The sequence below is a fragment of the Microbacterium sp. genome (genome assembly GCF_047606685.1).
Taxonomy (GTDB): Bacteria; Actinomycetota; Actinomycetes; order Actinomycetales; family Microbacteriaceae; genus Microbacterium.
Genome location: NZ_JASGEC010000030.1, coordinates 1 through 20,942, shown reverse-complemented (window position 1 = coordinate 20,942; position 20,942 = coordinate 1). Strand labels below are relative to the sequence as shown.

Genomic DNA, 20,942 nt, shown 5'->3' with positions numbered 1-20,942 from the left:
TACCGTATGGGGCATGAACACCGACAGCTCACGCTCCCTGAGCTCGCCGAAGGGCGAGGCCCCGGAGTGGTCGCGGGTGGTCGGCGTGTTCGACCTCGAGACGACCGGGGTGGATGTCGCGCGCGACCGCATCGTCACGGCACACGTCGGGCTGCTCGACGCGTCGGGCACGGTGCTGCGCGCGCACGACTGGCTGGCCGACCCAGGCGTGGATATCCCCGAGGGCGCGGCCGCCATCCACGGCGTCACGACCGAGCACGCGCGCGCTCACGGCCAGCCCGCCGCCGAGGTGGTAGGCGAAGTGGTGGATGCCCTTCGCGCGCTGTTCGACCGAGGCATCCCGGTCGTCGCCTACAACGCGCCGTACGACTTCTCGCTGCTGAAGCACGAGGCGCTGCGGCACGGCGTCGCGCCCATCACTGACCCGTCGCCGGTCATCGACCCGCTCGTGGTCGACAAGCGCTACGATCGCTACCGGCCGGGCAAGCGCACGCTCACCCACGTCGCGCAGCACTACGCCGTCGCGCTCGACGGCGCGCACGAGGCATCCGCCGACGCGATCGCCGCCGGCCGCGTCGCGCAAGCCCTCGCCGAGCGCTTTGCGCCGTGGCTGCCCGAGACGGTTGAAGAACTCCACACCCGCCAGATCGGATGGGCCCGCGCGCAGGCCGAGAGCCTCACCGAGTACTTCGTCCGCATCGGCCGGATCGACCCCGACGACCCCGTCGACGGCAGCTGGCCCATCCGCTGACTACCGTGACATGTAACATGGGGCCATGGCAGTAAGAGACCGCGTCGACGACTACCGGCGCAGAATGCGGGAGCGCGGCTACCGTCCCGTGCAAGTGTGGCTGCCTGATGTTCGCTCCGAGCGCTTCGCTGCGGAGGCGGGCCGCCAGGCGCGGCTCGTCGCACGGGCGGATCGACGTTCCGACGAGCAGGAGTTCATCGAGGCCGTGTCCATCCCGTGGGATGACGCGTGAACCGTGGTGAGATCTGGACGGTCGCTGGAGGCGTCTACGCGGCAAAGCCGCGGCCGGCGTTGATCGTTCAGGACGATGTCTTCGCGGACTCTGAGTCGGTCACGGTCTTGCCACTGACGAGCACACTTCTCGACGCTCCGCTGCTGCGCGTCCGCGTGCCGGGCTCCGACCTGTCGGGACTGGATCGCGACAGCGACATCATGATTGACAAGCTCACCACCGTGCGACGCGCAAACGTCCACACGCGCGTCGGCCGTCTCACTGCGCCGCAACTCGTGGAAGTGGAGCGCGCGATGCTGACCTTCCTCGGATTGGCCCGCTGAGCCGGGCCTAGGCTGGCAGCGTGCGCGACGTGCTCCTGGTGTCGGCCCTCATCGCGATCCTCGCGACCGGGCCGGTTCTGATCGGCTTCGGACTCTGGCGCACGTTCACTCGCAAGCCCGTCGAGGAGAAGTACCGCGGCTCCGGCGGCGGACTGGTCGGCGTGTTTGACGCGGTGTGGTCGCCCTCCGCGCACGAGGCGGGCATGGAGCGCGACCGGCAGGCCGCATCCACCGCCCCTGCGCCGTCGCCGGGCGACCCGCCGTGGCAGATCGAGGGCGGCCGCATCCGCATCGACCGCGGCTGACGTCCTGCGCAGGCGCGGCCCGGCGCAGGAGATGGGCGGAGGGAAGGATGCCTAGGCCGATTCGGTCCTGCGCTCGGCACATCTCCTCCGGTCGGCACACCGCTTTTCGTCTCGCTGCGCTCGCGAGGCGACAGACGCCGCGGGCACGCGAAAAGGCCCCGCCGCAGCGGGGCCTTCGCGAGCGGGTGCTACTTGGAGCCGCCGCCGAAGTTCTTGAAGCGCTGGTTGAACTTCTCGACGCGGCCGGCCGAGTCGAGGATGCGCTGCTTGCCCGTGTAGAACGGGTGCGACGCCGACGAGATCTCGACGTCGATGACCGGGTACTCGACGCCGTCGAGCTCGATGGTCTTGTCGCTGGTCACGGTCGAGCGCGTGAGGAAGGTCTCGCCCGAGCCGAGGTCGCGGAACACGACAGCGTGGTAGTCGGGGTGGATGTCAGTCTTCATGAAAGTCCTTTGAGGATGGCGTTCCTGCTGAGAACCAGGAACCAGTGTCCGTAGTGCAAGCGCACCAAGGATCGATCCTATCATCTCGAGCTCCGGCAGCGTTTCGCCCCCGGGTCCTCGGGCCACGGGCCCCGCGACCCCACCCTGTGTTGCCGAGCCCACCTCTAATTCGCGGTGCGGACGCGGTGGGGTCGGCGGCACGGGGTGGGGTCGGCGCGTCGACCCAGGTACCTCAATCCTCGCCTCCCAGTTCTCACCAGGTGCTTGGGCGGCTACAACCTCATAAGAGTCATGTTCACGACACTGCCCTCGGCCCCCAGGCGAGGCTAGACAGCGCGCGCGGCGAACCTGCCGCCATCCATCGTCAGTGAGATCGGCAGGCCGAAGGTCTCGCTCAGCGCGTCGGCGGTGAGGGTCTCCCCCAGCGGCCCGGCCGCGACGACACCGCCGTCGCGCAGCAGCAGCACGTGCGTGAACCCGATCGGGATCTCCTCCACGTGGTGCGTCACCATCACCATCGCCGGGGTCGAGGGCGCTTGCGCGTAGCCGCCCAGCAGCTGCAGCAGCTCCTCCCGCGCGCCGAGGTCAAGGCTCGCGGTCGGCTCGTCCAGCAGCAGCAGCTCGGGGTCGGTCATCACGGCCCGGGCGATCTGCACGCGCTTCTGCTCGCCGTCCGACAGCGTTCCGAAGGTGCGGTCGGCGAGGTGGTCGAGCCGCCACTGCGCCAGCACCCGCAGCGCCCGGCGCTCGTCGACGTCCTCGTAGTCCTCGTTCCAGCGGCCCAGCACCGAGAACGCCGCGGTGAGCACGACGTTGAGCACGGTCTCGTCAGCGGGCACGCGCTTGGCCATGGCCGAGGACGCGAAGCCGATGCGCGGCCGCAGCTCGAAGACATCCGTCCGCCCGAGCTGCTCCTCGAGGATCGTGACCACGCCCGACGTCGGGTGGATCAGCGTGTCGGCCAGCTGCAGCACGGTGGTCTTTCCGGCGCCGTTCGGGCCGAGCACGACCCAGCGCTGGTCGTCCTCGACGGCCCAGGTGAGATGGTCGACGATGTTCCGGCTGTCCCGACGCACCACGACGTCGGAGAATTCGAGCACCTGAGCCATGAGCCCAGCCTAACCGGCGACCTCCCGGTACAACGCCTCGGTCGCATCGGCGATCGCCGCCCAGCTGAACTCGTTCGCGGCGCGCTCGCGCCCGGCGCGCCCGTACGCCGCCGCCCGCTCGGGGTCGCTCACCACCTCGGTGAGCACGGCGGCCAGGTCGTCGACGAATCGGTCGGGGTCGATGGGCGTCCCCGTGCCATCCTGCACTTGCTCGATCGGGACGATCCGGCCCGTCACTTCGTCGAGGACGACCTCCGGGATGCCTCCCGTGCCCGTGCCGACGACGGCGGCGCCGCACGCCATCGCCTCGAGGTTCACGATCCCGAGCGGCTCGTACACCGACGGGCACACGAACGTCGTCGCGGCGGTGAGGATGGCGCAGATCTTGTCGCGCGGCAGGAACTCCTCGATCCAGACCACGCCCTCGCGCTGGGCCTGCAAAGCGCGCACGAGCTCTTGCACCTCGGCCATGATCTCGGGCGTGTCCGGCGCACCGGCGCACAGCACGAGCTGCACCTCCGGCGGCAGCTTCTCGGCGGCGCGCAGGAAGTACGGCAGGCCCTTCTGGCGAGTGATGCGCCCGACGAAGACGACAGAGGGCCGCGACGGGTCCATGCCGATCGAGTTCAGGAACTCCGGGTCCTCGACGGGGCGCCACGACTCGACGTCGATGCCGTTGTAGATGACCTTGACCTTGTCGGGGTCCAGGGCCGGGTAGCTGCGCAGGATGTCCTGCCGCATCCCCTCGCTCACCGCGACGACCGCCGCCGCGCCCTCGTACGCGGTCTTCTCGATCCAGCTCGACACGGCGTAGCCGCCGCCGAGTTGCTCCGCCTTCCACGGCCGCAGCGGCTCGAGCGAGTGCGCGGTGACGATGTGCGGGATGCCGTGCAGCAGCGACGCGATGTGGCCCGCCATGTTGGCGTACCAGGTGTGGCTGTGCACGACGTCGGCGCCGGCGACATCCGGCACGACCTCGAGATCCGTGCCGAGGGTCTGGATCGCGCCGTTCGACGTGGCGAGCTCGGCGGGCACCCCGTACGCGCTGGTTCCCGGCTCGTCGCGCTCCGCGCCGAACGCGCGCACCCGAACGTCGATGCTCTGGCGCAGGGCCTTCACGAGCTCGGTGACGTGCACACCCGCGCCCCCGTAGATCTCCGGCGGGTACTCCTTGGTGACAATGTCGACGCGCATGTCGTGAACGCTAGTACAGGGTGCGAACGGGGCATAGTGTGTTGGCATGCCTGCAGCGCCGAAAGTCTTCGGAATCGTCCTCGCCGGCGGCGAGGGAAAGCGCCTGATGCCCCTCACCGCCGACCGTGCCAAGCCCGCCGTGCCGTTCGGCGGCCAGTACCGATTGATCGACTTCGCGATCTCGAACCTCATCAACTCGGGATTGCGTCAGATCGTCGTGCTGACCCAGTACAAGTCGCACAGCCTCGACCGGCACGTCTCGCAGACGTGGCGGATGTCGGCGCTGCTGAACTCGTACGTGGCGTCGGTGCCCGCGCAGCAGCGGCTGGGCAAGCGGTGGTTCTCGGGATCGGCCGACGCGATCCTGCAGAGCCTCAACCTGATCACGGACGAGAAGCCCGACATCGTCATGGTGATCGGCGCCGACCACGTGTACCGGATGGACTTCCAGCAGATGCTGGACTCGCACATCGCCTCCGGCGCGCGGGCGACCGTCGCCGGCATCCGCCAGCCGCTGTCGCTGGCGAACCAGTTCGGCGTCATCGACATCGACCCGGACAGCGATCTGCGGATCCGCGAGTTCCTGGAGAAGCCGCAGAACCCGACGGGGCTGCCCGACGCGCCCGACGAGGTGCTCGCGTCGATGGGCAACTACATCTTCAACACCGACGCGCTCATCGAGGCGGTCGAGACCGACGGCGAGGTGCCGACGTCGAACCACGACATGGGCGGCGACATCGTGCCGTACTTCGTGGGCCGCGGCGAGGCCGGCTTCTACGACATGAGGCGCAACGACGTGCCCGGGTCGACCGAGCGCGACCGGTCGTACTGGCGGGATGTCGGAACCATCGAGTCGTTCTTCGACGCGCACATGGACCTCATCTCCACGCTGCCGGTGTTCAACCTGTACAACATGGACTGGCCGATCCACTCGCAGACGGTGAACTCGCCGCCCGCCAAGTTCGTGCGCGACTCCGTGGGCCGCATGGGCAACGCGATCGACTCGATCGTCTCGCTCGGGTCGGTGCTGTCGGGCACGCACCTCGAGCGCAGCGTCGTGGGCCCGTGGACGCGGGCAGGCGGCGGCTCGACGATCACCGACTCGGTGCTGTTCGACCATGTCGTCGTCGGGCCCGGCGCCCGCGTGCACCGCGCCATCCTCGACAAGGACGTCGTGCTCGACGCCGGCGCCACGGTCGGCGTCGACCGCGAGCGCGATCTGGCCCGCGGGTACACCGTCACCGACACCGGCATCACGGTCGTCGGGAAGGGCATCCACGTCACCGAATGACGCGGGCAGGCGCCGGCGAGCCGTAACGTAGGCGTGTGCTCCCGACATCCGCGCGCTTCCTCGTCGTGCTCGACGCGGACTCCACCCTGATCCGCAACGAGGTCATCGAGCTCATCGCCGACGAGGCCGGGCGAGGGGCGGAGGTCGCGGCGGCCACCGAGGCCGCGATGCGCGGCGAGGTGGACTTCGCCGCCAGCCTGCGCTCGCGCGTCGCTGCGCTGCGCGGCGTGCCGGTGTCGGCGTTCGCCCGCGTGCTGGCGCGCGTGGAGCCGACCCCGGGCGTGCGCGAGCTCGTCGACGCTGCGCACGCGCGAGGCGGCGCCGTCGGCGTGGTCTCCGGCGGGTTCCACGAGGTGCTCGACACGGTCGCGCCGGCGCTCGGTGTGGATGTCTGGCGCGCCAACCGCCTCGCTGTCGCCGGCGCCGCGCTCTCCGGTGTCGTCGACGGCGACATCGTCGACGCGGACGGCAAAGCCGCCGCGCTGCGCGAGTGGGCGGGCGAGCTCGGCGTGCCGCTGGCGCGCACGATCGCGATCGGCGACGGCGCGAACGACCTGCGCATGATGGCCGTGGCAGGTCTCGCCGTCGGCTTCAACGCCAAGCCCGCCGTGCGCGCCGCCGCCGACGTCGTGGTGGCGCGCGTCGACCTGCGCGAGGTGGTCCCTCTCCTCCCCTGACGTGCCACGGCCACGTCGGAGGCCGGGCGTAGCGTCGAGGGCATGAACGTCATTCTGGTTCCCGGCCTCTGGCTCGACGCGTCGTCATGGAACGGCATCACCCCGGCGCTGGAGGCCGCCGGGCATTCGCCGCATCCGCTCACGATGCCGGGCACGGGCGCTTCGGCGGCCGAGTCCGCCGACATCGGCATCGCCGACTGGATCGCCGCCGTGGTCGCCGAGATCGACCGTCTCGACGAGCCCGTCGCGCTGGTCGGCCACTCCGGAGGGGGCAACGTCGTGTGGGGCGCGGCGGACGCGCGGCCCGACCGCGTGGCCCGCGCCGTGTTCGTCGACACGATCCCGCCGCACGACGGCGGCCAGATCTCCGAGTTCGAGGTCGTGGACGGCGTCATCCCGTTCCCCGGGTGGGACTACTTCGATGACGAGGAGGTCGCCGACCTCGACGCCGAGACCCGCGCGCGCACCGCCCCGCTCACGCAGAGCGTTCCCGCGCGCGTCCCCACCGACGAGGTCACGCTCGGCGACGACCGCCGCCACGCCGTGCCCGTGACCCTGCTCATGGGCGGCATGGACGAGCCCGCGTTCCGCGGGGCGGTGGCGCAGTGGGGCCCGTACGGCGCCGAGTTCGAGGCGATTCAGGACGCCGAGGTGGTCAAGCTCGGCTCGGGCCACTGGCCCCAGTTCTCAAAGCCGGCCGAGCTCGCCGCGGCGATCGTCGCCGCGCTCCGCTGAGGCGCGGGCGCGCGGCTCTGAGGTCGGGCCCCGCTCGTCGAGGCGATGTCGGACCCCCTGACCAAGATGGAGACATGGACGAGATCATCGATCGGCGACACCAGTCGTTCAGCACCGCCGAGACCGCGATGCTCGACTCGATCGTGGTCTCGCTCGTGGAGGCGCGGAAGGCGATCTCGTCGTTCCAGGCAATGGAAGCCGCTCTCATGAACTCCGCGCTGGCGCTGGCGCTCGAGCACCTCGACACCGCCGCGTTCGGGAGCGAGCTGCCGATCCGCGAAGTGGCCGCCGAGATCGCCGCGGCGTTGCGGGTGTCCGACCGCACGGTGCAGCGGCAGTGGGAACAGAGCCGCGTGCTGGCCCAGGAGTTCCCGGCGACGCTCGGCGCCTTGACGGAAGGCACGATCAGTCGTGCCCACGCGACCGTCATCGCCGAGGCGGGCGCGCACGTGGCCGACCCCGACGTCCGCGCCGAGTACGAGACGCAGGTGCTGGACCTCGCCCGGGTGGGATCGCGTGCTCACGCATCCGGTCACCGGCGCCGTTCTCGCCGTGGACAGATACCGGCCGTCTGCCGAGCTGAAGCGCTTTCTCAAAGCGGTCGACCAGAGATGCCGGTTCCCCAGCTGCACCATGTCGGCTCGAAGATGCGACCTCGATCACGTCGTCGACGCCGCTCTGGGCGGCCCCACGGAAGCGCGGAATCTGGGCGACACGTGCCGAAGACATCACGTCCTCAAGCACCACTCCCGATGGCGATCGGAGAAGCAACGGGACGGGACGCTGCTGTGGACGAGTCCCACCGGCCGGCAGTAGCCCGACCGCACAGCACCGCGCGTCGTGTTCGCGCCGGCGCCCTTCTGAGTCCTCGCGCGCGAGGCCCCTCAGTGCCCCATGCCAAGGCCGCCGTCGACCGGGATGACCGCGCCCGAGATGTAGGCGGCGTCGTCCGAGGCCAGCCACTCGACGACGCCGGCAACCTCGTCGGGCGTCGCGAAGCGCCCGACGGGGATGCTCTTCTTGTACTGCGCCTGGGTGTCCTCAGGGAGGGCAGCGGTCATGTCCGTCTCGATGAAGCCGGGGGCCACGACATTCGCCGTGATCCCCCGCGCGCCCAGCTCGCGGGTGAGCGAGCGGGCGAAGCCGACGAGGGCGCTCTTCGAGCTCGAGTAGTTGATCTGGCCGGCCGAGCCGTACAGGCCCACGACCGAGGAGATGAGGATGACGCGGCCCCAGCGGGCACGCAGCATCCCCTTCACCCCTCGCTTCACGACGCGAAACGCGCCGCCCAGGTTCGTCGCGACCACGCTGTCGAAGTCGTCTTCCGACATGCGCAACAGCAGCGTGTCCTTCGTGATGCCGGCGTTCGCGACAACGACGTCGACCGGGCCCAGCTGCTGCTCCACCTCGGTGAAGGCGGCGTCCAGCGACGCGGCATCGGTCACATCCGCGCGCACCGTGAGGGCCCCCTCCGGCCCTTCTCCCGATCGAGCCGTGACAGCAACGCGGTGCCCGGCGGCGACGAAGCGCTCCGCGATGGCACGGCCGATGCCGCGGTTTCCGCCAGTGACCAGGACGACACGATCGGTGGACATTCAGGCTCCTCGGGTGGTTCGACGCGCGCCTCCAGCCTACGGCGTGCACTGTCGCCGCCGCGGCGCGTTTGACACTCGCGAGAGCCTCTGTGACGCTGGAGTGCACCCCACGAAAGGCACGTCCCCATGAGCGACAACACGCCCGACAACGCGGCCCCCAACGTTCCGCCGACTCCGGCGGGCTACCCCGGCGGCGCATCCGAGGCTCCCGGTGCGCAGGGCGCGCCGGAGGCCGCCCCCGCCTACGGAGCCCCGCCCGCCGCTCCGGCATACGGAGCGCCTGAGGCGGCTGCCGCCTACGGCTCGGCGCCCGCGTACGGCGCGGCGCCCGCGTACCCGACGGCGCCCGGCTATGCCGGGTATCCGACCGCACCGAAGACCAACACGCTGGCGATCGTGTCGCTCGTGTCGTCGTTGGCCGGCCTGTTCGTCGTTCCGGTGATCGGCCAGATCGTCGGCATCATCACCGGCCACATGAGCCTCAGCCGGCTCAAGACGAGCGGCGAGAACGGGCGCGGCCTGGCGCTGGCCGGAACGATCATCGGCTGGGTCGGCCTGGTCCTGGCGATCATCGGCATCATCCTTGTCATCTCGTTCATCGCGTGGGCCGCGCAGAACGGCGAGCGCTACTCGACATACGGCTGACGGATCCGTCGTCGTGCCCCCGGCGTAGGCTGGGGGCACGACCATGTTCACCCGCAAGCGCCAATCCACCACGTCGCTTCCGCCCTCGCCGCGCGACGACGAGTCCACGCGTTTCCGCAAGTACATGCTCACGATGGGCATCCGCGTCGCGTGCCTCATCCTGATGGTCGTCGTGCACCCCTACGGCTGGTACACGTGGATCTTCGCCACGGGCGCGATCGTGCTGCCGTACATCGCGGTCGTGATCGCGAACGTCGGGAAGGACGCGCACGAGACCCGCGCGATCAGCCCCGAGCTGGCACTGCCCGAGCCGCCGCGGGCTCCGATCGCGAACGACACGCCGCAGGTCATCCGCATCTCAGAGTCGCCGACAGAGGACAAGACGTGATCGGCGACGAGGTCGACGGCGCGGTCTGCTCGCGGGCAGGATGCCGCGCCGACGCCGTGTGGCTCGTGGAATGGCGCAACCCCCGCATCCACTCCGCCAACCGGGTCAAGGCGTGGGCCGCGTGCGACAGCCACGTCGCCTACCTGCGCGACTTCCTCGCCGCACGCGACTTCCCCGTCGCTGTGCGCCGGCTCGACGCCCTGCAGAGCGCCTCGTGAGCAGGCGCCAGACGGCCCCGGCCGCCGTGCGGTGGACCGCGTACATCGGGATCGCCGTGGTGTTCGCCGCCGCGTGCGCCTTCTTGTCGCACTGGCAGTTCTCCCGCAACGCCGAGCGGTCGCAGCAGCTCGAGCTCGTCGCCGCGAACTACGACGCGAAGCCTGTCTCGCTCGAGACTCTGATTCCGGAGGGCGCGGCCCTCTCCCCGGGCGACAAGTGGCATCCGGTCCAGCTCACCGGCGAGTACCTCGTCGACCAGCAGCTGCTGGTGCGCAACCGGCCCCACGGCGGCACCGTCGCGTACGAGGTGCTCGTCCCGTTCCGGCTCGACAACGGGCGCGTCTTCCTCGTCGACCGCGGCTGGGTGTCGCCGAGCGACGACGCCGAGCGCCCCGGCGACATCCCCGCCGCGCCGACCGGCGAGGTGACCGTGGTCGCCCGTCTGCAAGAAGGCGAGCCGCTGCCCGTCTCCGGCCGCGGGGCGCCCGAAGGACAGGTCCCCACGATCAACCTGCCGCTGGTGGCCGAAGCGCTCGGGGCGGACGGCGAGCGGCTGGAGACCAGCGCGTACGGCCTCCTGGTGTCGGAAGACCCAGCCCCGGCGTCACGGCCGAACGAGCTCGCGTCGCCGTCCGACGACCCGGGGCCGTACCTCTCGTACGCGATCCAGTGGATCCTGTTCGCCACGATGGGCTTCGTGTTCATCGGGTACGTGATCCGCTCCGAGCGCAAGCACCGTCGCGAGGACGCGCAACCCGAGCACAAGCCAAAGCGCCGCGACCGCGACATGGAGGACGAGGACGCGCTCCTGGACGCGGCCCCCCGTCGTTGAGCGAGCGAAGCCCCCGGTCGTTGAGCGAGCGAAGCGAGACGAAACGCCGGGACCCCACGCCCGGTCTACGCGAGGGCGACGAGGTCTGCGTAGTCGCGACCCCAGATGTCCTCGACGCCGTCGGGAAGGATGAGCACCCGCTCGGGGTGGAGCGCCTCGACGGCCCCCTCGTCATGCGAGACGAGCACGACAGCGCCCTCGTAGTGCGCGAGCGCGCCGAGGATCTCCTCCCGCGAAGCGGGGTCGAGGTTGTTCGTCGGCTCGTCGAGCAGCAGCACGTTCGCGCTGGAGACGACGAGGGTCGCCAGGGAGAGCCTCGTCTTCTCCCCGCCGGAAAGCACGCCCGCCGGCTTGAGCACGTCGTCGCCGGTGAACAGGAACGACCCGAGCACCTTGCGCGCCTCGGTGGCCGTGATCTCCGGCGCTGCCGACATCATGTTCTCGAGCACCGACCGGTCGACGTCGAGGTTCTCGTGCTCCTGCGCATAGTAGCCGATCTTCAGGCCGTGCCCGGGTTCGACGCCACCCGTGTCGGGGCGGTCGACGCCGGCCAGGATGCGCAGCAGCGTCGTCTTGCCGGCCCCGTTCAGTCCCAGCACGACGACCTTCGACCCGCGGTCGATCGCGAGGTCGACGTCCGTGAAGATCTCCAGCGACCCGTACGACTTCGACAGGTTCGACGCAGACAGCGGCGTCTTGCCGCACGCGGCCGGTTTGGGGAAGCGAAGCTTCGCCACGCGGTCCTGCTGGCGCACGTCCTCCAGCCCCGACAGCAGCCGATCGGCGCGCGCCATCATCTGGTGGGCGGCGGCGGCCTTGCTCGCCTTCGCCCCGAACCTGGCTGCCTGCTGCTGCAGCGCGGTCGCCTTCTTCTCGGCGTTGGCGCGCTCTTTCTTGCGACGCTCCTCGTCGGCCACGCGCTGGCGCAGGTAGTGCTTCCAACTCATGTTGTAGATGTCGATGACCTGGCGGTTCGCGTCGAGGTAGAAGACGCGGTTCACCGTCTCGCCGACCAGGTCGACGTCGTGCGAGATCACGATCAGCCCGCCCCGGTAGCCGCGCAGGAACTCGCGCAGCCACACCACGCTGTCGGCGTCGAGATGGTTGGTCGGCTCGTCGAGGATCATCGTGCCCGCGTCGGAGAACAGGATGCGGGCGAGCTCGATGCGCCGGCGCTGGCCGCCGGAGAGCGTGCGCAGCGGCTGGTCGAGGATGCGGTCGGGAAGGGCGAGGTTGTGCGCGATCGACGCCGCCTCGGCCTCCGCCGCGTACCCGCCGAGCGCTTCAAACCGCTCGGTGAGGCTCGCGTACGCCCGCATGGCCCGCGCCGCGGCATCCGTGTCGTCGTCCGCCATCGCCTCCGACGCCTCCCGCATGCCGATCGCGAGCGTGCCGAGGCCCCGCGCGTCGAGAATGCGCGTGCGCGCGAGCATGTCGGGGTCGCCCGAGCGCGGGTCCTGCGGCAGGTAGCCGATCTCACCGGAGCGGTCGACGCGCCCCTCCGAGGGCAGCACGTCGCCGGCGAGCACCTTCGTCAGCGTCGTCTTGCCCGCGCCGTTTCGGCCGACGAGGCCGATCTTGTCGCCGTCGGCGACCCGGAACGAGACATCCGACATGAGCACGCGAGCGCCCACGCGGATCTCGAGGTCGTGCACGGCGAGCACAGCGGACGTCCGTTCTGGAGGGGGGATGCGGCCGAGCGGCCGATCTCCCAGTCTACCCGCGCGCCGTCCGCCCCCGGCGAAGTCGGCCCGCGCGCATCGGCGCACCTCGCAACATGTCTCACACACCCCCGCTGATGCGGATAAGCTAAGGCTGTCCTAATAACTGTGCCACACAGACTCACCCCCGGAGGTCTCCCTTGTCCCGTGCCCACACCGTCGCCGGCCTCACCGCCGTGACCGCGCTGCTGCTGGCCGGATGCGCGTCCAGCAGCACCCCGTCGACGTCCTCGTCCGCCCCCGCTAGCGGGGCAGACGCTTTCCCCGTCACGATCGAGCACGCCCTCGGGGAGACGACGATCGCTTCCAAGCCCGAGCGGGTCGCGACCATCGCGTGGGGCAACCAGGATGTCCCGCTCGCCCTCGGCGTCGTTCCCGTCGGCATGGACTCCCAGGTGTGGAGTTGGGACGGCGGGGACGAGCCGGGCCTCTACCCCTGGACCACCGACGCGTTGGCGGAGCTCGGCGGCGACGAGCCGGTCATCTTCGACGTCAGCGACGGCGTCGACTTCGAAGCCATCGCCGACACCAGCCCGGATGTCATCCTGGCCGCCCTGTCCGGCATCAGCGAGGAGGACTACGCCACCCTGAGCGAGGACATCGCCCCCGTCGTGGCCTACCCGGAGGTCCCCTGGTACACGTCCTGGCGCGACCAGATCCGCTACAACTCGAAAGCGCTCGGGCTGTCCGCGGAAGGCGACACGCTGATCAGCGACATCGAACAGCAGATCGCGGACGCCACCAGCGACGCCGGCTTCGAGGGCAAGACCGCGGCGTTCTTCTACGCGACCGCGTCCGACCTGTCCACGATGTCCATCTACACGGGCGGCGACCCGCGAACCGCGTTCCTCGAGGATCTGGGCTTCGACCTGCCCCAGGTGGCCGTCGACGCGATGGAGAGCGGGTCGTTCTACCAAGAGTTCAGCGCCGAGAACGCCGACCAGCTCGCAGGCGTGGACGTCATCGTCAGCTACGGGGATGAGACCCTGCTGCCCGCGCTGCAGGCGGACCCGTTGTGGAGCACCCTTCCCGCGGTGAAGGCGGGCGCTGTGGTCGCCGTTGGAAACGGCGACGCGTTCAGCGCGGCGGTGAGCCCCACCGCGCTGTCGATCCCCTGGGTGCTGGAGGACTACGTCGCCGTGCTCAAGGACGCAGCCGCCAAGGCGCAGTGACACAAGCCCCGACCGCACAGCGTCGCCCGCCCGCCCGCCAGGCGGGCGCGCGGCGCCGTGTGGCCATCCTCCTCGTCGGCGTCGCCGCCGTCGCGGTCGCCCTCGCCCTGTCGCTCGCGTTCGGCTCGCGTCCCGTGAGCCCGGGCGAAGTGGCCGAGGCCGTCGGGGCGTGGCTGCGCGGCGAGCGCGTCGAAGACATCGGCGCGCTCGCCGTGCAGAGCCGCATCCCCCGCACCGTGCTCGCCGCGCTCGCCGGCGCCGCGCTGGCCCTGTCCGGAGCCCTCATGCAGGCGCTGACCCGCAACCCGCTCGCCGACCCCGGGATCCTCGGAGTGAACACCGGCGCAGCGCTGTTCGTGGTCTGCGGGATCGCGTTCCTCGGCGTCACGAGCCCGTTCGGCTTCCTCGGGCTCGCGCTCGCCGGCGCCAGCCTCGCCGCCGTGTTCGTCTACGCCGTCGGCTCGGTGGGCCCGGGCGGCGCCACTCCCATCAAGCTCGCCCTGGCCGGCGCCGCCACCACGGCGGCGCTGTCGTCGCTGGTCGCGGCCATCCTCCTTCCCCGAGTGTCGGCGATGAACGAGTTCCGCTACTGGCAGGTCGGCAGCGTCGGCCGGGCGGACTGGGACACGATGGCCGTGATCGTCCCCGTTCTCGCCGTGGCGGCGCTCGTCGCTGTCGTCAGCGCCTCGTCGCTGAACGCGCTGGCGCTGGGCGACGAGGTCGCCGTGGGCCTGGGCATCCACGTCGGCCGAACGCGAGTGCTCGCGGCGTGCGCCGGGGTCGCGCTCTGCGCGGCGGTGACCGCGGTCGCCGGGCCCATCGCGTTCGTGGGCCTGATGGTGCCGCACGCGGTGCGCCTGCTGTCCGGCCCCGACCAACGCTGGCTCCTGCCCCTCTCTGCCATCGGCGGAGCCGTGCTCGTCCTGCTCGCCGACACGATCGGCCGCGTGATCGGCCATCCCGGCGAGGTGGAGGCGGGCGTGATCACCGCGTTCCTCGGAGCGCCGGTGCTCGTGCTGATCGCGCGCACGACGCGAATGAGGGCACTGTGATGGCGACCGCGGACGCGGCTTTCGCGGGGCACCTCGAACGAGTGGGCGCCGGGCGGCGCCGACGCGCGCGGCGCCGCGCGATCGCGCTCGTCGCGATGTGCGCCCTGCTGGTCGCGCTCATGGCCACGATGCTCATGCTCGGCAACACGATCTACCCGGTCTCCGACGTGGTGGCCGTCCTCGCCGGGCACGACGTTGCGGGCGCGTCGTTCACGGTCGGCAAACTGCGCCTTCCCCGCGCGCTCACCGGGGCCCTCGCCGGCATCGCCTTCGGCATCGCCGGCTCCACCTTCCAATCCATGCTGCGCAACCCGCTGGCCAGTCCCGACGTCATCGGCATCGCCTCCGGCGCGAGCGCTGCCGCCATCCTCTCCCTTGTCGTCCTGCACTGGAGCGGCACGGCGACGATGCTCGCGTCGCTGGGGGCGGGCATCGCGACGGCCGTGGTCATCTACGTTGCCGCCCGCGGCGGAGAGTCGACGGGCGGACGGCTCATCCTCATCGGCATCGGAGTCGGCGCGATGCTCGACGCTGTCGTCGCCTACCTTCTGCTCGGCGCCGCGGAGTGGGACCTCGCCGTGGCGGCGCGATGGATGACCGGCAGCCTCAACGGCTCGCGGATGGACGACATCCCGCCGCTCGCGATCTCCATCGCCATCCTCCTCCCCCTCGTGCTCCACCTCGTCAGAGACCTGCGCGCCCTCGAACTCGGCGACTCCGCCGCCACGGCGCTCGGCGTGCGTGTCGACCGCTCCCGCCTCCTGCTTGTCGTCGCGGCCGTCGCGCTCGCGTGCTTCGCCACCGCGACCACGGGGCCGATCGCGTTCGTCGCTTTCCTCGCCGGTCCCATCGCCGCGCGCATCGTCGGCCCCGGATCGTCGCTGGCGATCCCGGCGGCCCTGATGGGAGGATGCCTCGTGCTCGCCGCGGACCTGCTCGGGCAGTTCGCGTTCGACACGAAGTTCCCGGTCGGCGTGATCACCGGCATCCTCGGAGCGCCCTACCTGCTCTATCTCCTCATCCGAACCAGCCGCCGCGGAGGCTCGTCATGACCACTCAGCACCTGCTGCGCGCCCACGCCCTGGTCTCCGGATACGGCGATCTCACAATCGTCGACGGCGTCGACGTGGAGATACCGGCCGGCCGCATCAGCGTGATCGTCGGCGCCAACGCGTGCGGCAAGTCGACGCTGCTGAAGACGCTGTCGCGCCTGCTGCCCGCGCAGAGCGGCAGCGTGATCCTCGACGGCAAGCGCATCGACCGGATCCCCACCAAGGAGCTGGCCCGCACGCTGGGCCTGCTCCCGCAGCAGCCTGTCGCGCCGGAGGGGATCGTCGTGGCGGACCTCGTCGGCCGCGGGCGCCATCCGCATCAGAAGCTGTTCCGCTCCTGGACGCGGGACGACGACCGGGCCGTCACCGAGGCGCTGCTGGCCACCGGCGTGGTCGAGCTCGCCGACCGGTCGGTCGACGAGCTCTCCGGCGGCCAGCGACAACGCGTCTGGATCGCGATGGCGCTCGCCCAGGAGACCGACATCCTGCTGCTCGACGAGCCGACCACATTCCTCGACGTGTCGCACCAGGTGGAGGTTCTCGACCTGCTCGCGGACCTGAATCACCGCCGCGGGACCACAATCGTCATGGTGCTGCACGACATCAACCTCGCGGCACGATACGCCGATCACCTCTTCGCGCTGCGGCAGGGGCGGCTGGTCGCCAGCGGCGCCCCGGCCGAGGTCGTCACCCGCGAACTGGTCCGGGACGTGTTCGGACTCGACGCGCTGATCATCGACGACCCGGTCTCGGGGACCCCCCTGGTCATCCCGCGCGGACGCCATCGCGTCCTGCCCGCAGCGGCCTCCGGCGAGGATGCGCCCTGAGTCAGTTGCGCTCTGACTGCCCGTCGCGCCAGTAGCCCATGAACGCGACGCGCTTGCGATCGACGCCCTTTCCGCTGACCAGCATCCGCCGAATCGTCTTGATGGCCGCCGCCTCCCCCGCGATCCACGCGTAGAACTCGCCGTCCGCGTCGTCGGGGCTGTCCCAGATCAGCTCCTGGTCGACGTCCACGTCGGCCAGCTCCTGCGGGCGGGGAGCCGCCGCGCGAGACAGCACCTCTTCAGCCGAGTCGGCCCACGCCTGCACCGCCGCGACGAGCACGTCGCCGTGTGGCCTGTCGCCACGCGCCAGCCAGGCGACTCGGAAGCGCTCGGCGCACGCGATCGGCAGCGCGTCGGCCTCGGTGGGCACTTCGATGAACGCGTCCACGTCGTGCCCGTCGTCGAGAGACTCCAGGATCCCCGCGATCGCCGGCGCCGCGGTCTCATCTCCGGCCAGCAGCAGCCGACGGGCCGTGCCGGGATGCCAGTCCAGGCCGAGGCGCGAGTCCGGGCTGCGCTGGTCGGGGCCGACGATGATGAGCTCCCGGCCGGGCGCCGCCTGCTCCGCCCACGCCCCCGCCGGCCCGGCATCGCCGTGCACCACGAAGTCGACGATCAGCTCCCGGCGGGCGGGGTCGACGCGGCGCACCGTGTAGGTACGGAGCGGATTGCGTTCCGCGTCGGGCAGCGCGCGCCATCGGTCGTACCACGACGCGGCCTCGGGCGAGTCGTGCGGTCCGAAGTCGGCGAATCCGCCGTCCGCCCGCGGGAACAGGAGTTTGATGCGCTGATCGAGGCCGGCGGTGCCGAAGTGCCGAAGCTCCTCGTCGGTGAACGCCACCCGCACGAAGTGGGGGCTGAGCCGCTCCACCGCCGACACGGTGACACGGTATGGACGGTAGGCGGGGCGAACGGCGGTCTCCGCGGTAGACATGAGATAAGGCTACCCTTACCGATGTCGGCGCGCGAACCGGCTCGCCCGGTGCGATCGGGTGTGCACAAGGCGCGCCGCTCGCCAGGCGGCGCGCCGGCAGATCGCGCTCGCGCTCGCGAAACCTGCACCCGCGCGTGTCTGCCGCACGCGCGACTGCGGGTTCCTGTAGCGCGAGAGCGGGCCTGCGCAGCGCGGAGGAACAGTCAGCGAGACTCGCGCGCGTGCCCGAGCCGCATGCCCGGCACGAGCGCGAGCAACGCGAGCACGGCGGCTAATGCGAAGACAGCCGGGTAGCCGGCATCCGTTCCCGCCAGCGTCGTGAACACGAGGCCCATCACGGCGATCGACGTCGCCGCGCCGACGGCGTCGAAGATCGACAGTGCGGCTGAGTTGAACCCCTGGTCCTGCGGCGTCGAGTAGGCAAGGGCGAGCACGCCCTGCCGCGGGTACATGAGGCCCATGCCGCCGCCGGCGAACGCCCACCCCGCAATCGCCACGACGGGGTACAGGCTCCACAGTGCCGTGGCGGCGACCGCGGACGACGCGACGGCGAGCTGCGCGACGCCGAGCACGGCGATGCGGGCGTTGCCGATGCGGTCGCCGAACCTGCCGGAGACATCCGCTGCGGCAGCCCATGCCACAGCGGCCGCGGTCAGGCCGAGGCCTGCCCACACCGCCGAGAAGCCGTACCCGTCAATGAGCAGGTGGGGCAAGTAGACCTCCCCGCCGAACAGCGCGCCCGCGACCAGCCCCCGCATCAGGATCACGCTCGGAAGCCCTCGCCCGGCGGTCAGCGTGCGCCGAGGGAGCAGGGGCCGCACGGCGACGAGGATCACGAGGAGGGATGCCGCCACGACCGCCCACGACCACTCCCCCGCTTGCGCGGACAGGCTCAGTGCGACGCCGCCCGCCGCGACCGCCACGGCGCACCAGAGCCGGCGCGCGACCGGGTCGGATGCCGGGTGCTCGGTGCGCAGGCCGAAGCCGCTGAGCTTGACCGCGACGACCGCGTACGCCGCGACGGTCAGCACCGCGACTCCGAGGAAGACCCAGCGCCAGTGCACGTACTCGGTGACCGCGCCGGCCAAGAACGGCCCGACGAGCGACGGCACGACCCACGCCGCCGAGAAGGCCGCGAACACGCGCCCGTGCAGGCTCGGCGGGTACGCACGGGCGACCACGACGTAGAGCGCGACGACCTGGCCTCCCGTGCCGAGACCCTGGAGCAGCCGGCCGGCGACGAGCACCTCCATCGTGGGCGCGAGCCCCGCCACGACAAGGCCCGCCGCGAACAGCGCGACGCACGTCGTGAGCGGCGCGAGCGGGCCGGTGCGGTCGCACCACGCGCCGGTGGCGACCATGCCGATCACGCTCGTGGCGAAGATGCCCGCGAACGCGACCGCGTAGAGCGCGTCGCCGTCGAGGTCGCGGCTCACCACCGGCATGACCGTCGTGACGGCCAGCGCCTGCATGGCGGCCAGGAAGATGAGAGCGACGCAGCCGCCCGTCGCCCACACCCAGCGCGGGCGCCAGATGCCTTCGACGGCGCCGCGCGCGGTCTGCACCGGGCCTGTCGGCGCCGGCTGGTGCGGCGCGCTCACGAGCGGTCGGTCGACTCCGCCAGAGCGCCGATGCGCCGCACGGCGTCGGCGAGCACTTCTTCCCCGCACGCGAAGTTCAGTCGTGCGTGGCCGCGCCCCTCTGCGCCGAAGTGCGGCCCGAAGTGCAGCGCGACCTTCGCGTCGCGCAGGATGGCGCGCGCCGGGTCGCCGCCCCAGCCGAGCGCGGAGAAATCGATCCACGCCAGGTAGCCGGCATCCGGCTCACGGTACCGCGCGCCGGGCACGTGCGCGGCGAGCAGGCCCGAGAGCAGGCGCCGATTGCGGTCGAGGGTGAGCAGCACGCCGTCGAGCCACGAGTCGCTCTCCTCGGAGAACGCCGCCGATCCGGCGATCACCCCGAACTGGCCCGTGCGCCATTCGACCTCAGCCGGAAGCGACCGCACGAGCGCGGCGGGCCGCTGCCCTGCCGTGATCATCAGGGCGCACTTCAAGCCGGCGAGGTTGTACGCCTTGCTCGCGCTCGTCACCGCGAACCCGATCTCCGCCGCGGCCGGCGCGGCCGCGAGGAACGGAGTGAACGCCGTGCCGGGCTGGGTCAACGGGGCGTGGATCTCATCGCTGACCACCGCCGCGCCGTGGCGCGCGGCGAGCGCGGCCAGCGCGGCCAGCGTCTCAGCGGGATGGACGGTTCCCGTCGGGTTGTGCGGGTTGCACAGCAGCACGGCGCGCGCGCCGGCCGACAGCGCGGCGTCGATGCCCGCAAGGTCGAGGCGCCACCCGGCATCCGTCTCCACGAGCGGCACGCGCTCGCAGGCCGCGCCCGCCTCGGCGACGAGCTCGTAGAACGGCGGGTACACCGGCGGCGTCACCACGACCCGGTCGCCCGGGGTGGTCAGCCGGCGCAGCAGCTCGACGACGCCCATGCTCACGTCGGCGGTGGTGCGGATGCGGGAAGGGTCGACCCGCCACCCGAACCGGCGCTCGGCGAACCCGGCGTACGCGGCGCCGATCGGCGTGCGCGACGCGGTGTACCCCGTGTCGCCGCGGTCGACCGCGGCGTGCAGCGCAGCGGTGACCGCGGGCGCGAGGGGGAAGTCGCTCTCGGCCACAAAGAGGGGCAGGATGTCGTCCGGGTACTCCCGCCACTTCTCACTGGTGCGCTCCCGAAGACGGCTGAGCGGCAGGGGAACGACGGGGGCAGTGCTCATCGTTCGAGCCTACCCACCGCGCAGGAGGGCGGGCCGAGGCGGCGCGCATCCCGGTTAGGCTTGCCTAAGCCACTCGCCGCCCCAAGGAGCAGAGTTTGTCGAACCCCGCGCCCACGTCCCCCCGCCCGTCCGGGCGACCCCCGCGCCCGACCGTCGACCTCGTCGTCGTCGAGACCTCGTGGCTGAGCCCCCATCTCGTGCGCGTCCGGCTCGGAGGCGACGGGTTCGCCCAGTTCGAGGATCGGCCGGAGACCGACAAGTACGTCAAGCTCAAGTTCACAACCCCGCCCCCCGAGTCGCACCCGGTGACCCGCACCTACACCGTCCGGCGCGTCGACCACGACGCGCGAACGATCGACCTCGACTTCGTCGTGCACGGCGACGAAGGCCTCGCCGGGCCGTGGGCGGCGACCGCGCAGCCCGGCGCCGCGTTGAGCCTTGTCGGGCCGGGCGGCGGCTACCGCCCGAACCCCGACGCCGACTGGCACCTGTTCGCGGGCGACCTGTCCGCCGTGCCGGCCATCGCCGCCGGCCTGGAGGCGCTCGCCGAGGACGCCGCGGGCGTCGCGGTCATCGAGGTGGACTCCGACGACGCCGTGCTCGAGCTGTCCTGCCCCGCCGGTGTCGAGGTGCGCTGGATCGTCGATCCAGCGCACCAGACCGCTCGCGTGG

At 71.4% G+C, this 20,942-nt stretch carries 24 protein-coding genes; 16 read left to right on the top strand and 8 right to left on the bottom strand.

Going from position 1 to position 20,942, the window contains the following annotated elements; genetic code table 11:
• Positions 1-13: 13 nt before the first annotated feature.
• Genes QM611_RS03365 through QM611_RS03350 form a run of 4 tightly spaced genes read left to right on the top strand, consistent with a single transcriptional unit; the run spans position 14 to position 1,611 of the window.
• Positions 14-751 (top strand): 3'-5' exonuclease, encoded by a 738-nt coding sequence (locus QM611_RS03365; RefSeq protein WP_415078490.1) that lies wholly within the window; start codon positions 14-16, stop codon positions 749-751.
• 25 nt (positions 752-776) lie between these two features.
• The gene (locus QM611_RS03360; RefSeq protein WP_415078489.1) at positions 777-983 is read left to right on the top strand and encodes an antitoxin MazE-like protein; all 207 of its coding nucleotides are present in this window, start codon (positions 777-779) and stop codon (positions 981-983) included.
• Complete coding sequence (locus QM611_RS03355; RefSeq protein ID WP_415078488.1) at positions 980-1,306, top strand: type II toxin-antitoxin system PemK/MazF family toxin; 327 nt, start codon at positions 980-982, stop codon at positions 1,304-1,306. The genes QM611_RS03360 and QM611_RS03355 overlap by 4 nt, the downstream gene beginning before the upstream one ends.
• A gap of 20 nt (positions 1,307-1,326) precedes the next feature.
• On the top strand, positions 1,327-1,611 hold the full coding sequence (locus tag QM611_RS03350) for a hypothetical protein (RefSeq protein ID WP_415078487.1): 285 nt from the start codon (positions 1,327-1,329) through the stop codon (positions 1,609-1,611).
• A 188-nt stretch (positions 1,612-1,799) separates the two neighbouring features.
• Here QM611_RS03350 and QM611_RS03345 read toward each other — a convergent pair whose 3' ends face one another.
• From QM611_RS03345 to glgA, 3 genes are all read right to left on the bottom strand, one after another.
• Positions 1,800-2,057: a type B 50S ribosomal protein L31 gene (locus tag QM611_RS03345; RefSeq protein ID WP_415078486.1), complete on the bottom strand. Its 258-nt coding sequence runs from the start codon at positions 2,055-2,057 to the stop codon at positions 1,800-1,802.
• Between the two features lie 326 nt (positions 2,058-2,383).
• On the bottom strand, positions 2,384-3,166 hold the full coding sequence (locus QM611_RS03340; RefSeq protein ID WP_415078485.1) for an ABC transporter ATP-binding protein: 783 nt from the start codon (positions 3,164-3,166) through the stop codon (positions 2,384-2,386).
• 9 nt (positions 3,167-3,175) lie between these two features.
• Positions 3,176-4,360 carry a glycogen synthase gene (glgA, locus tag QM611_RS03335; protein WP_415078484.1) on the bottom strand — a complete coding sequence of 395 codons (1,185 nt, stop codon included), beginning with the start codon at positions 4,358-4,360 and terminating at the stop codon, positions 3,176-3,178.
• Between the two features lie 46 nt (positions 4,361-4,406).
• Here glgA and QM611_RS03330 point away from each other — a divergent pair, with 46 nt between their 5' ends.
• From QM611_RS03330 to QM611_RS03320, 3 genes are read left to right on the top strand one after another with little or no spacing between them, the layout of a single operon-like run.
• Positions 4,407-5,651: a glucose-1-phosphate adenylyltransferase gene (locus QM611_RS03330; protein ID WP_415078483.1), complete on the top strand. Its 1,245-nt coding sequence runs from the start codon at positions 4,407-4,409 to the stop codon at positions 5,649-5,651.
• 35 nt (positions 5,652-5,686) lie between these two features.
• Positions 5,687-6,328, top strand: a complete 642-nt coding sequence (gene serB / locus QM611_RS03325) for a phosphoserine phosphatase SerB (RefSeq protein ID WP_415078482.1) — start codon at positions 5,687-5,689, stop codon at positions 6,326-6,328.
• A gap of 42 nt (positions 6,329-6,370) precedes the next feature.
• Positions 6,371-7,063: an alpha/beta fold hydrolase gene (locus tag QM611_RS03320; RefSeq protein WP_415078481.1), complete on the top strand. Its 693-nt coding sequence runs from the start codon at positions 6,371-6,373 to the stop codon at positions 7,061-7,063.
• An 884-nt stretch (positions 7,064-7,947) separates the two neighbouring features.
• Here the strand turns inward: QM611_RS03320 and QM611_RS03315 are convergent.
• Complete coding sequence (locus tag QM611_RS03315; RefSeq protein WP_415078480.1) at positions 7,948-8,658, bottom strand: beta-ketoacyl-ACP reductase; 711 nt, start codon at positions 8,656-8,658, stop codon at positions 7,948-7,950.
• 126 nt (positions 8,659-8,784) lie between these two features.
• Between QM611_RS03315 and QM611_RS03310 the strand changes: the two genes are divergently transcribed.
• The 4 genes from QM611_RS03310 to QM611_RS03295 are packed head-to-tail and all read left to right on the top strand — an operon-like array spanning position 8,785 to position 10,742.
• Positions 8,785-9,303 carry a DUF4190 domain-containing protein gene (locus QM611_RS03310; RefSeq protein ID WP_415078479.1) on the top strand — a complete coding sequence of 173 codons (519 nt, stop codon included), beginning with the start codon at positions 8,785-8,787 and terminating at the stop codon, positions 9,301-9,303.
• A 43-nt stretch (positions 9,304-9,346) separates the two neighbouring features.
• Positions 9,347-9,691 carry a DUF3099 domain-containing protein gene (locus QM611_RS03305; RefSeq protein WP_415078478.1) on the top strand — a complete coding sequence of 115 codons (345 nt, stop codon included), beginning with the start codon at positions 9,347-9,349 and terminating at the stop codon, positions 9,689-9,691.
• A complete protein-coding gene (locus QM611_RS03300) occupies positions 9,688-9,909 on the top strand; it encodes a hypothetical protein (protein ID WP_415078477.1) in 222 nt (73 codons plus the stop codon). The genes QM611_RS03305 and QM611_RS03300 overlap by 4 nt, the downstream gene beginning before the upstream one ends.
• A complete protein-coding gene (locus QM611_RS03295) occupies positions 9,906-10,742 on the top strand; it encodes an SURF1 family protein (protein ID WP_415078476.1) in 837 nt (278 codons plus the stop codon). The genes QM611_RS03300 and QM611_RS03295 overlap by 4 nt, the downstream gene beginning before the upstream one ends.
• Before the next feature lie 65 nt (positions 10,743-10,807).
• Here the strand turns inward: QM611_RS03295 and QM611_RS03290 are convergent, their stop codons facing one another.
• Positions 10,808-12,406 carry an ABC-F family ATP-binding cassette domain-containing protein gene (locus QM611_RS03290; protein WP_415078475.1) on the bottom strand — a complete coding sequence of 533 codons (1,599 nt, stop codon included), beginning with the start codon at positions 12,404-12,406 and terminating at the stop codon, positions 10,808-10,810.
• 197 nt (positions 12,407-12,603) lie between these two features.
• On the opposite strand from QM611_RS03290, the gene QM611_RS03285 reads away from it, so the two are divergent.
• Genes QM611_RS03285 through QM611_RS03270 form a run of 4 tightly spaced genes read left to right on the top strand, consistent with a single transcriptional unit; the run spans position 12,604 to position 16,566 of the window.
• Positions 12,604-13,635: an iron-siderophore ABC transporter substrate-binding protein gene (locus QM611_RS03285; protein ID WP_415078474.1), complete on the top strand. Its 1,032-nt coding sequence runs from the start codon at positions 12,604-12,606 to the stop codon at positions 13,633-13,635.
• The gene (locus QM611_RS03280; RefSeq protein ID WP_415078473.1) at positions 13,632-14,687 is read left to right on the top strand and encodes a FecCD family ABC transporter permease; all 1,056 of its coding nucleotides are present in this window, start codon (positions 13,632-13,634) and stop codon (positions 14,685-14,687) included. Before QM611_RS03285 ends, QM611_RS03280 begins: the two co-directional genes overlap by 4 nt.
• Positions 14,687-15,739: a FecCD family ABC transporter permease gene (locus QM611_RS03275; protein WP_415078472.1), complete on the top strand. Its 1,053-nt coding sequence runs from the start codon at positions 14,687-14,689 to the stop codon at positions 15,737-15,739. The genes QM611_RS03280 and QM611_RS03275 overlap by 1 nt, the downstream gene beginning before the upstream one ends.
• The gene (locus QM611_RS03270; protein ID WP_415078471.1) at positions 15,736-16,566 is read left to right on the top strand and encodes an ABC transporter ATP-binding protein; all 831 of its coding nucleotides are present in this window, start codon (positions 15,736-15,738) and stop codon (positions 16,564-16,566) included. Before QM611_RS03275 ends, QM611_RS03270 begins: the two co-directional genes overlap by 4 nt.
• Before the next feature lies 1 nt (position 16,567).
• On the opposite strand, the gene QM611_RS03265 is transcribed toward QM611_RS03270, so the two are convergent.
• The 3 genes from QM611_RS03265 to QM611_RS03255 form a co-directional block, all read right to left on the bottom strand.
• Complete coding sequence (locus QM611_RS03265) at positions 16,568-17,500, bottom strand: siderophore-interacting protein (RefSeq protein WP_415078470.1); 933 nt, start codon at positions 17,498-17,500, stop codon at positions 16,568-16,570.
• 203 nt (positions 17,501-17,703) lie between these two features.
• A complete protein-coding gene (locus QM611_RS03260) occupies positions 17,704-19,101 on the bottom strand; it encodes an MFS transporter (RefSeq protein ID WP_415078469.1) in 1,398 nt (465 codons plus the stop codon).
• Positions 19,098-20,270, bottom strand: a complete 1,173-nt coding sequence (locus QM611_RS03255) for a MalY/PatB family protein (protein WP_415078468.1) — start codon at positions 20,268-20,270, stop codon at positions 19,098-19,100. Before QM611_RS03255 ends, QM611_RS03260 begins: the two co-directional genes overlap by 4 nt.
• A gap of 95 nt (positions 20,271-20,365) precedes the next feature.
• Here QM611_RS03255 and QM611_RS03250 point away from each other — a divergent pair.
• Positions 20,366-20,942 (top strand): siderophore-interacting protein (locus tag QM611_RS03250; protein ID WP_415078467.1); only part of this gene is annotated, 577 nt, incomplete at its 3' end.

Bases quoted from the DNA above. Each gene is read 5' to 3' on its own strand.
- QM611_RS03365 (WP_415078490.1), top strand. From the start codon at position 14: ATGAACACCGACAGCTCACGCTCCCTGAGCTCGCCGAAGGGCGAGGCC.
- QM611_RS03360 (WP_415078489.1), top strand. From the start codon at position 777: ATGGCAGTAAGAGACCGCGTCGACGACTACCGGCGCAGAATGCGGGAG.
- QM611_RS03345 (WP_415078486.1), bottom strand. From the start codon at position 2,057: ATGAAGACTGACATCCACCCCGACTACCACGCTGTCGTGTTCCGCGAC.
- QM611_RS03340 (WP_415078485.1), bottom strand. From the start codon at position 3,166: ATGGCTCAGGTGCTCGAATTCTCCGACGTCGTGGTGCGTCGGGACAGC.
- glgA (WP_415078484.1), bottom strand. From the start codon at position 4,360: ATGCGCGTCGACATTGTCACCAAGGAGTACCCGCCGGAGATCTACGGG.
- QM611_RS03330 (WP_415078483.1), top strand. From the start codon at position 4,407: ATGCCTGCAGCGCCGAAAGTCTTCGGAATCGTCCTCGCCGGCGGCGAG.
- QM611_RS03320 (WP_415078481.1), top strand. From the start codon at position 6,371: ATGAACGTCATTCTGGTTCCCGGCCTCTGGCTCGACGCGTCGTCATGG.
- QM611_RS03315 (WP_415078480.1), bottom strand. From the start codon at position 8,658: ATGTCCACCGATCGTGTCGTCCTGGTCACTGGCGGAAACCGCGGCATC.
- QM611_RS03310 (WP_415078479.1), top strand. From the start codon at position 8,785: ATGAGCGACAACACGCCCGACAACGCGGCCCCCAACGTTCCGCCGACT.
- QM611_RS03305 (WP_415078478.1), top strand. From the start codon at position 9,347: ATGTTCACCCGCAAGCGCCAATCCACCACGTCGCTTCCGCCCTCGCCG.
- QM611_RS03275 (WP_415078472.1), top strand. From the start codon at position 14,687: ATGGCGACCGCGGACGCGGCTTTCGCGGGGCACCTCGAACGAGTGGGC.
- QM611_RS03270 (WP_415078471.1), top strand. From the start codon at position 15,736: ATGACCACTCAGCACCTGCTGCGCGCCCACGCCCTGGTCTCCGGATAC.
- QM611_RS03265 (WP_415078470.1), bottom strand. From the start codon at position 17,500: ATGTCTACCGCGGAGACCGCCGTTCGCCCCGCCTACCGTCCATACCGT.
- QM611_RS03255 (WP_415078468.1), bottom strand. From the start codon at position 20,270: ATGAGCACTGCCCCCGTCGTTCCCCTGCCGCTCAGCCGTCTTCGGGAG.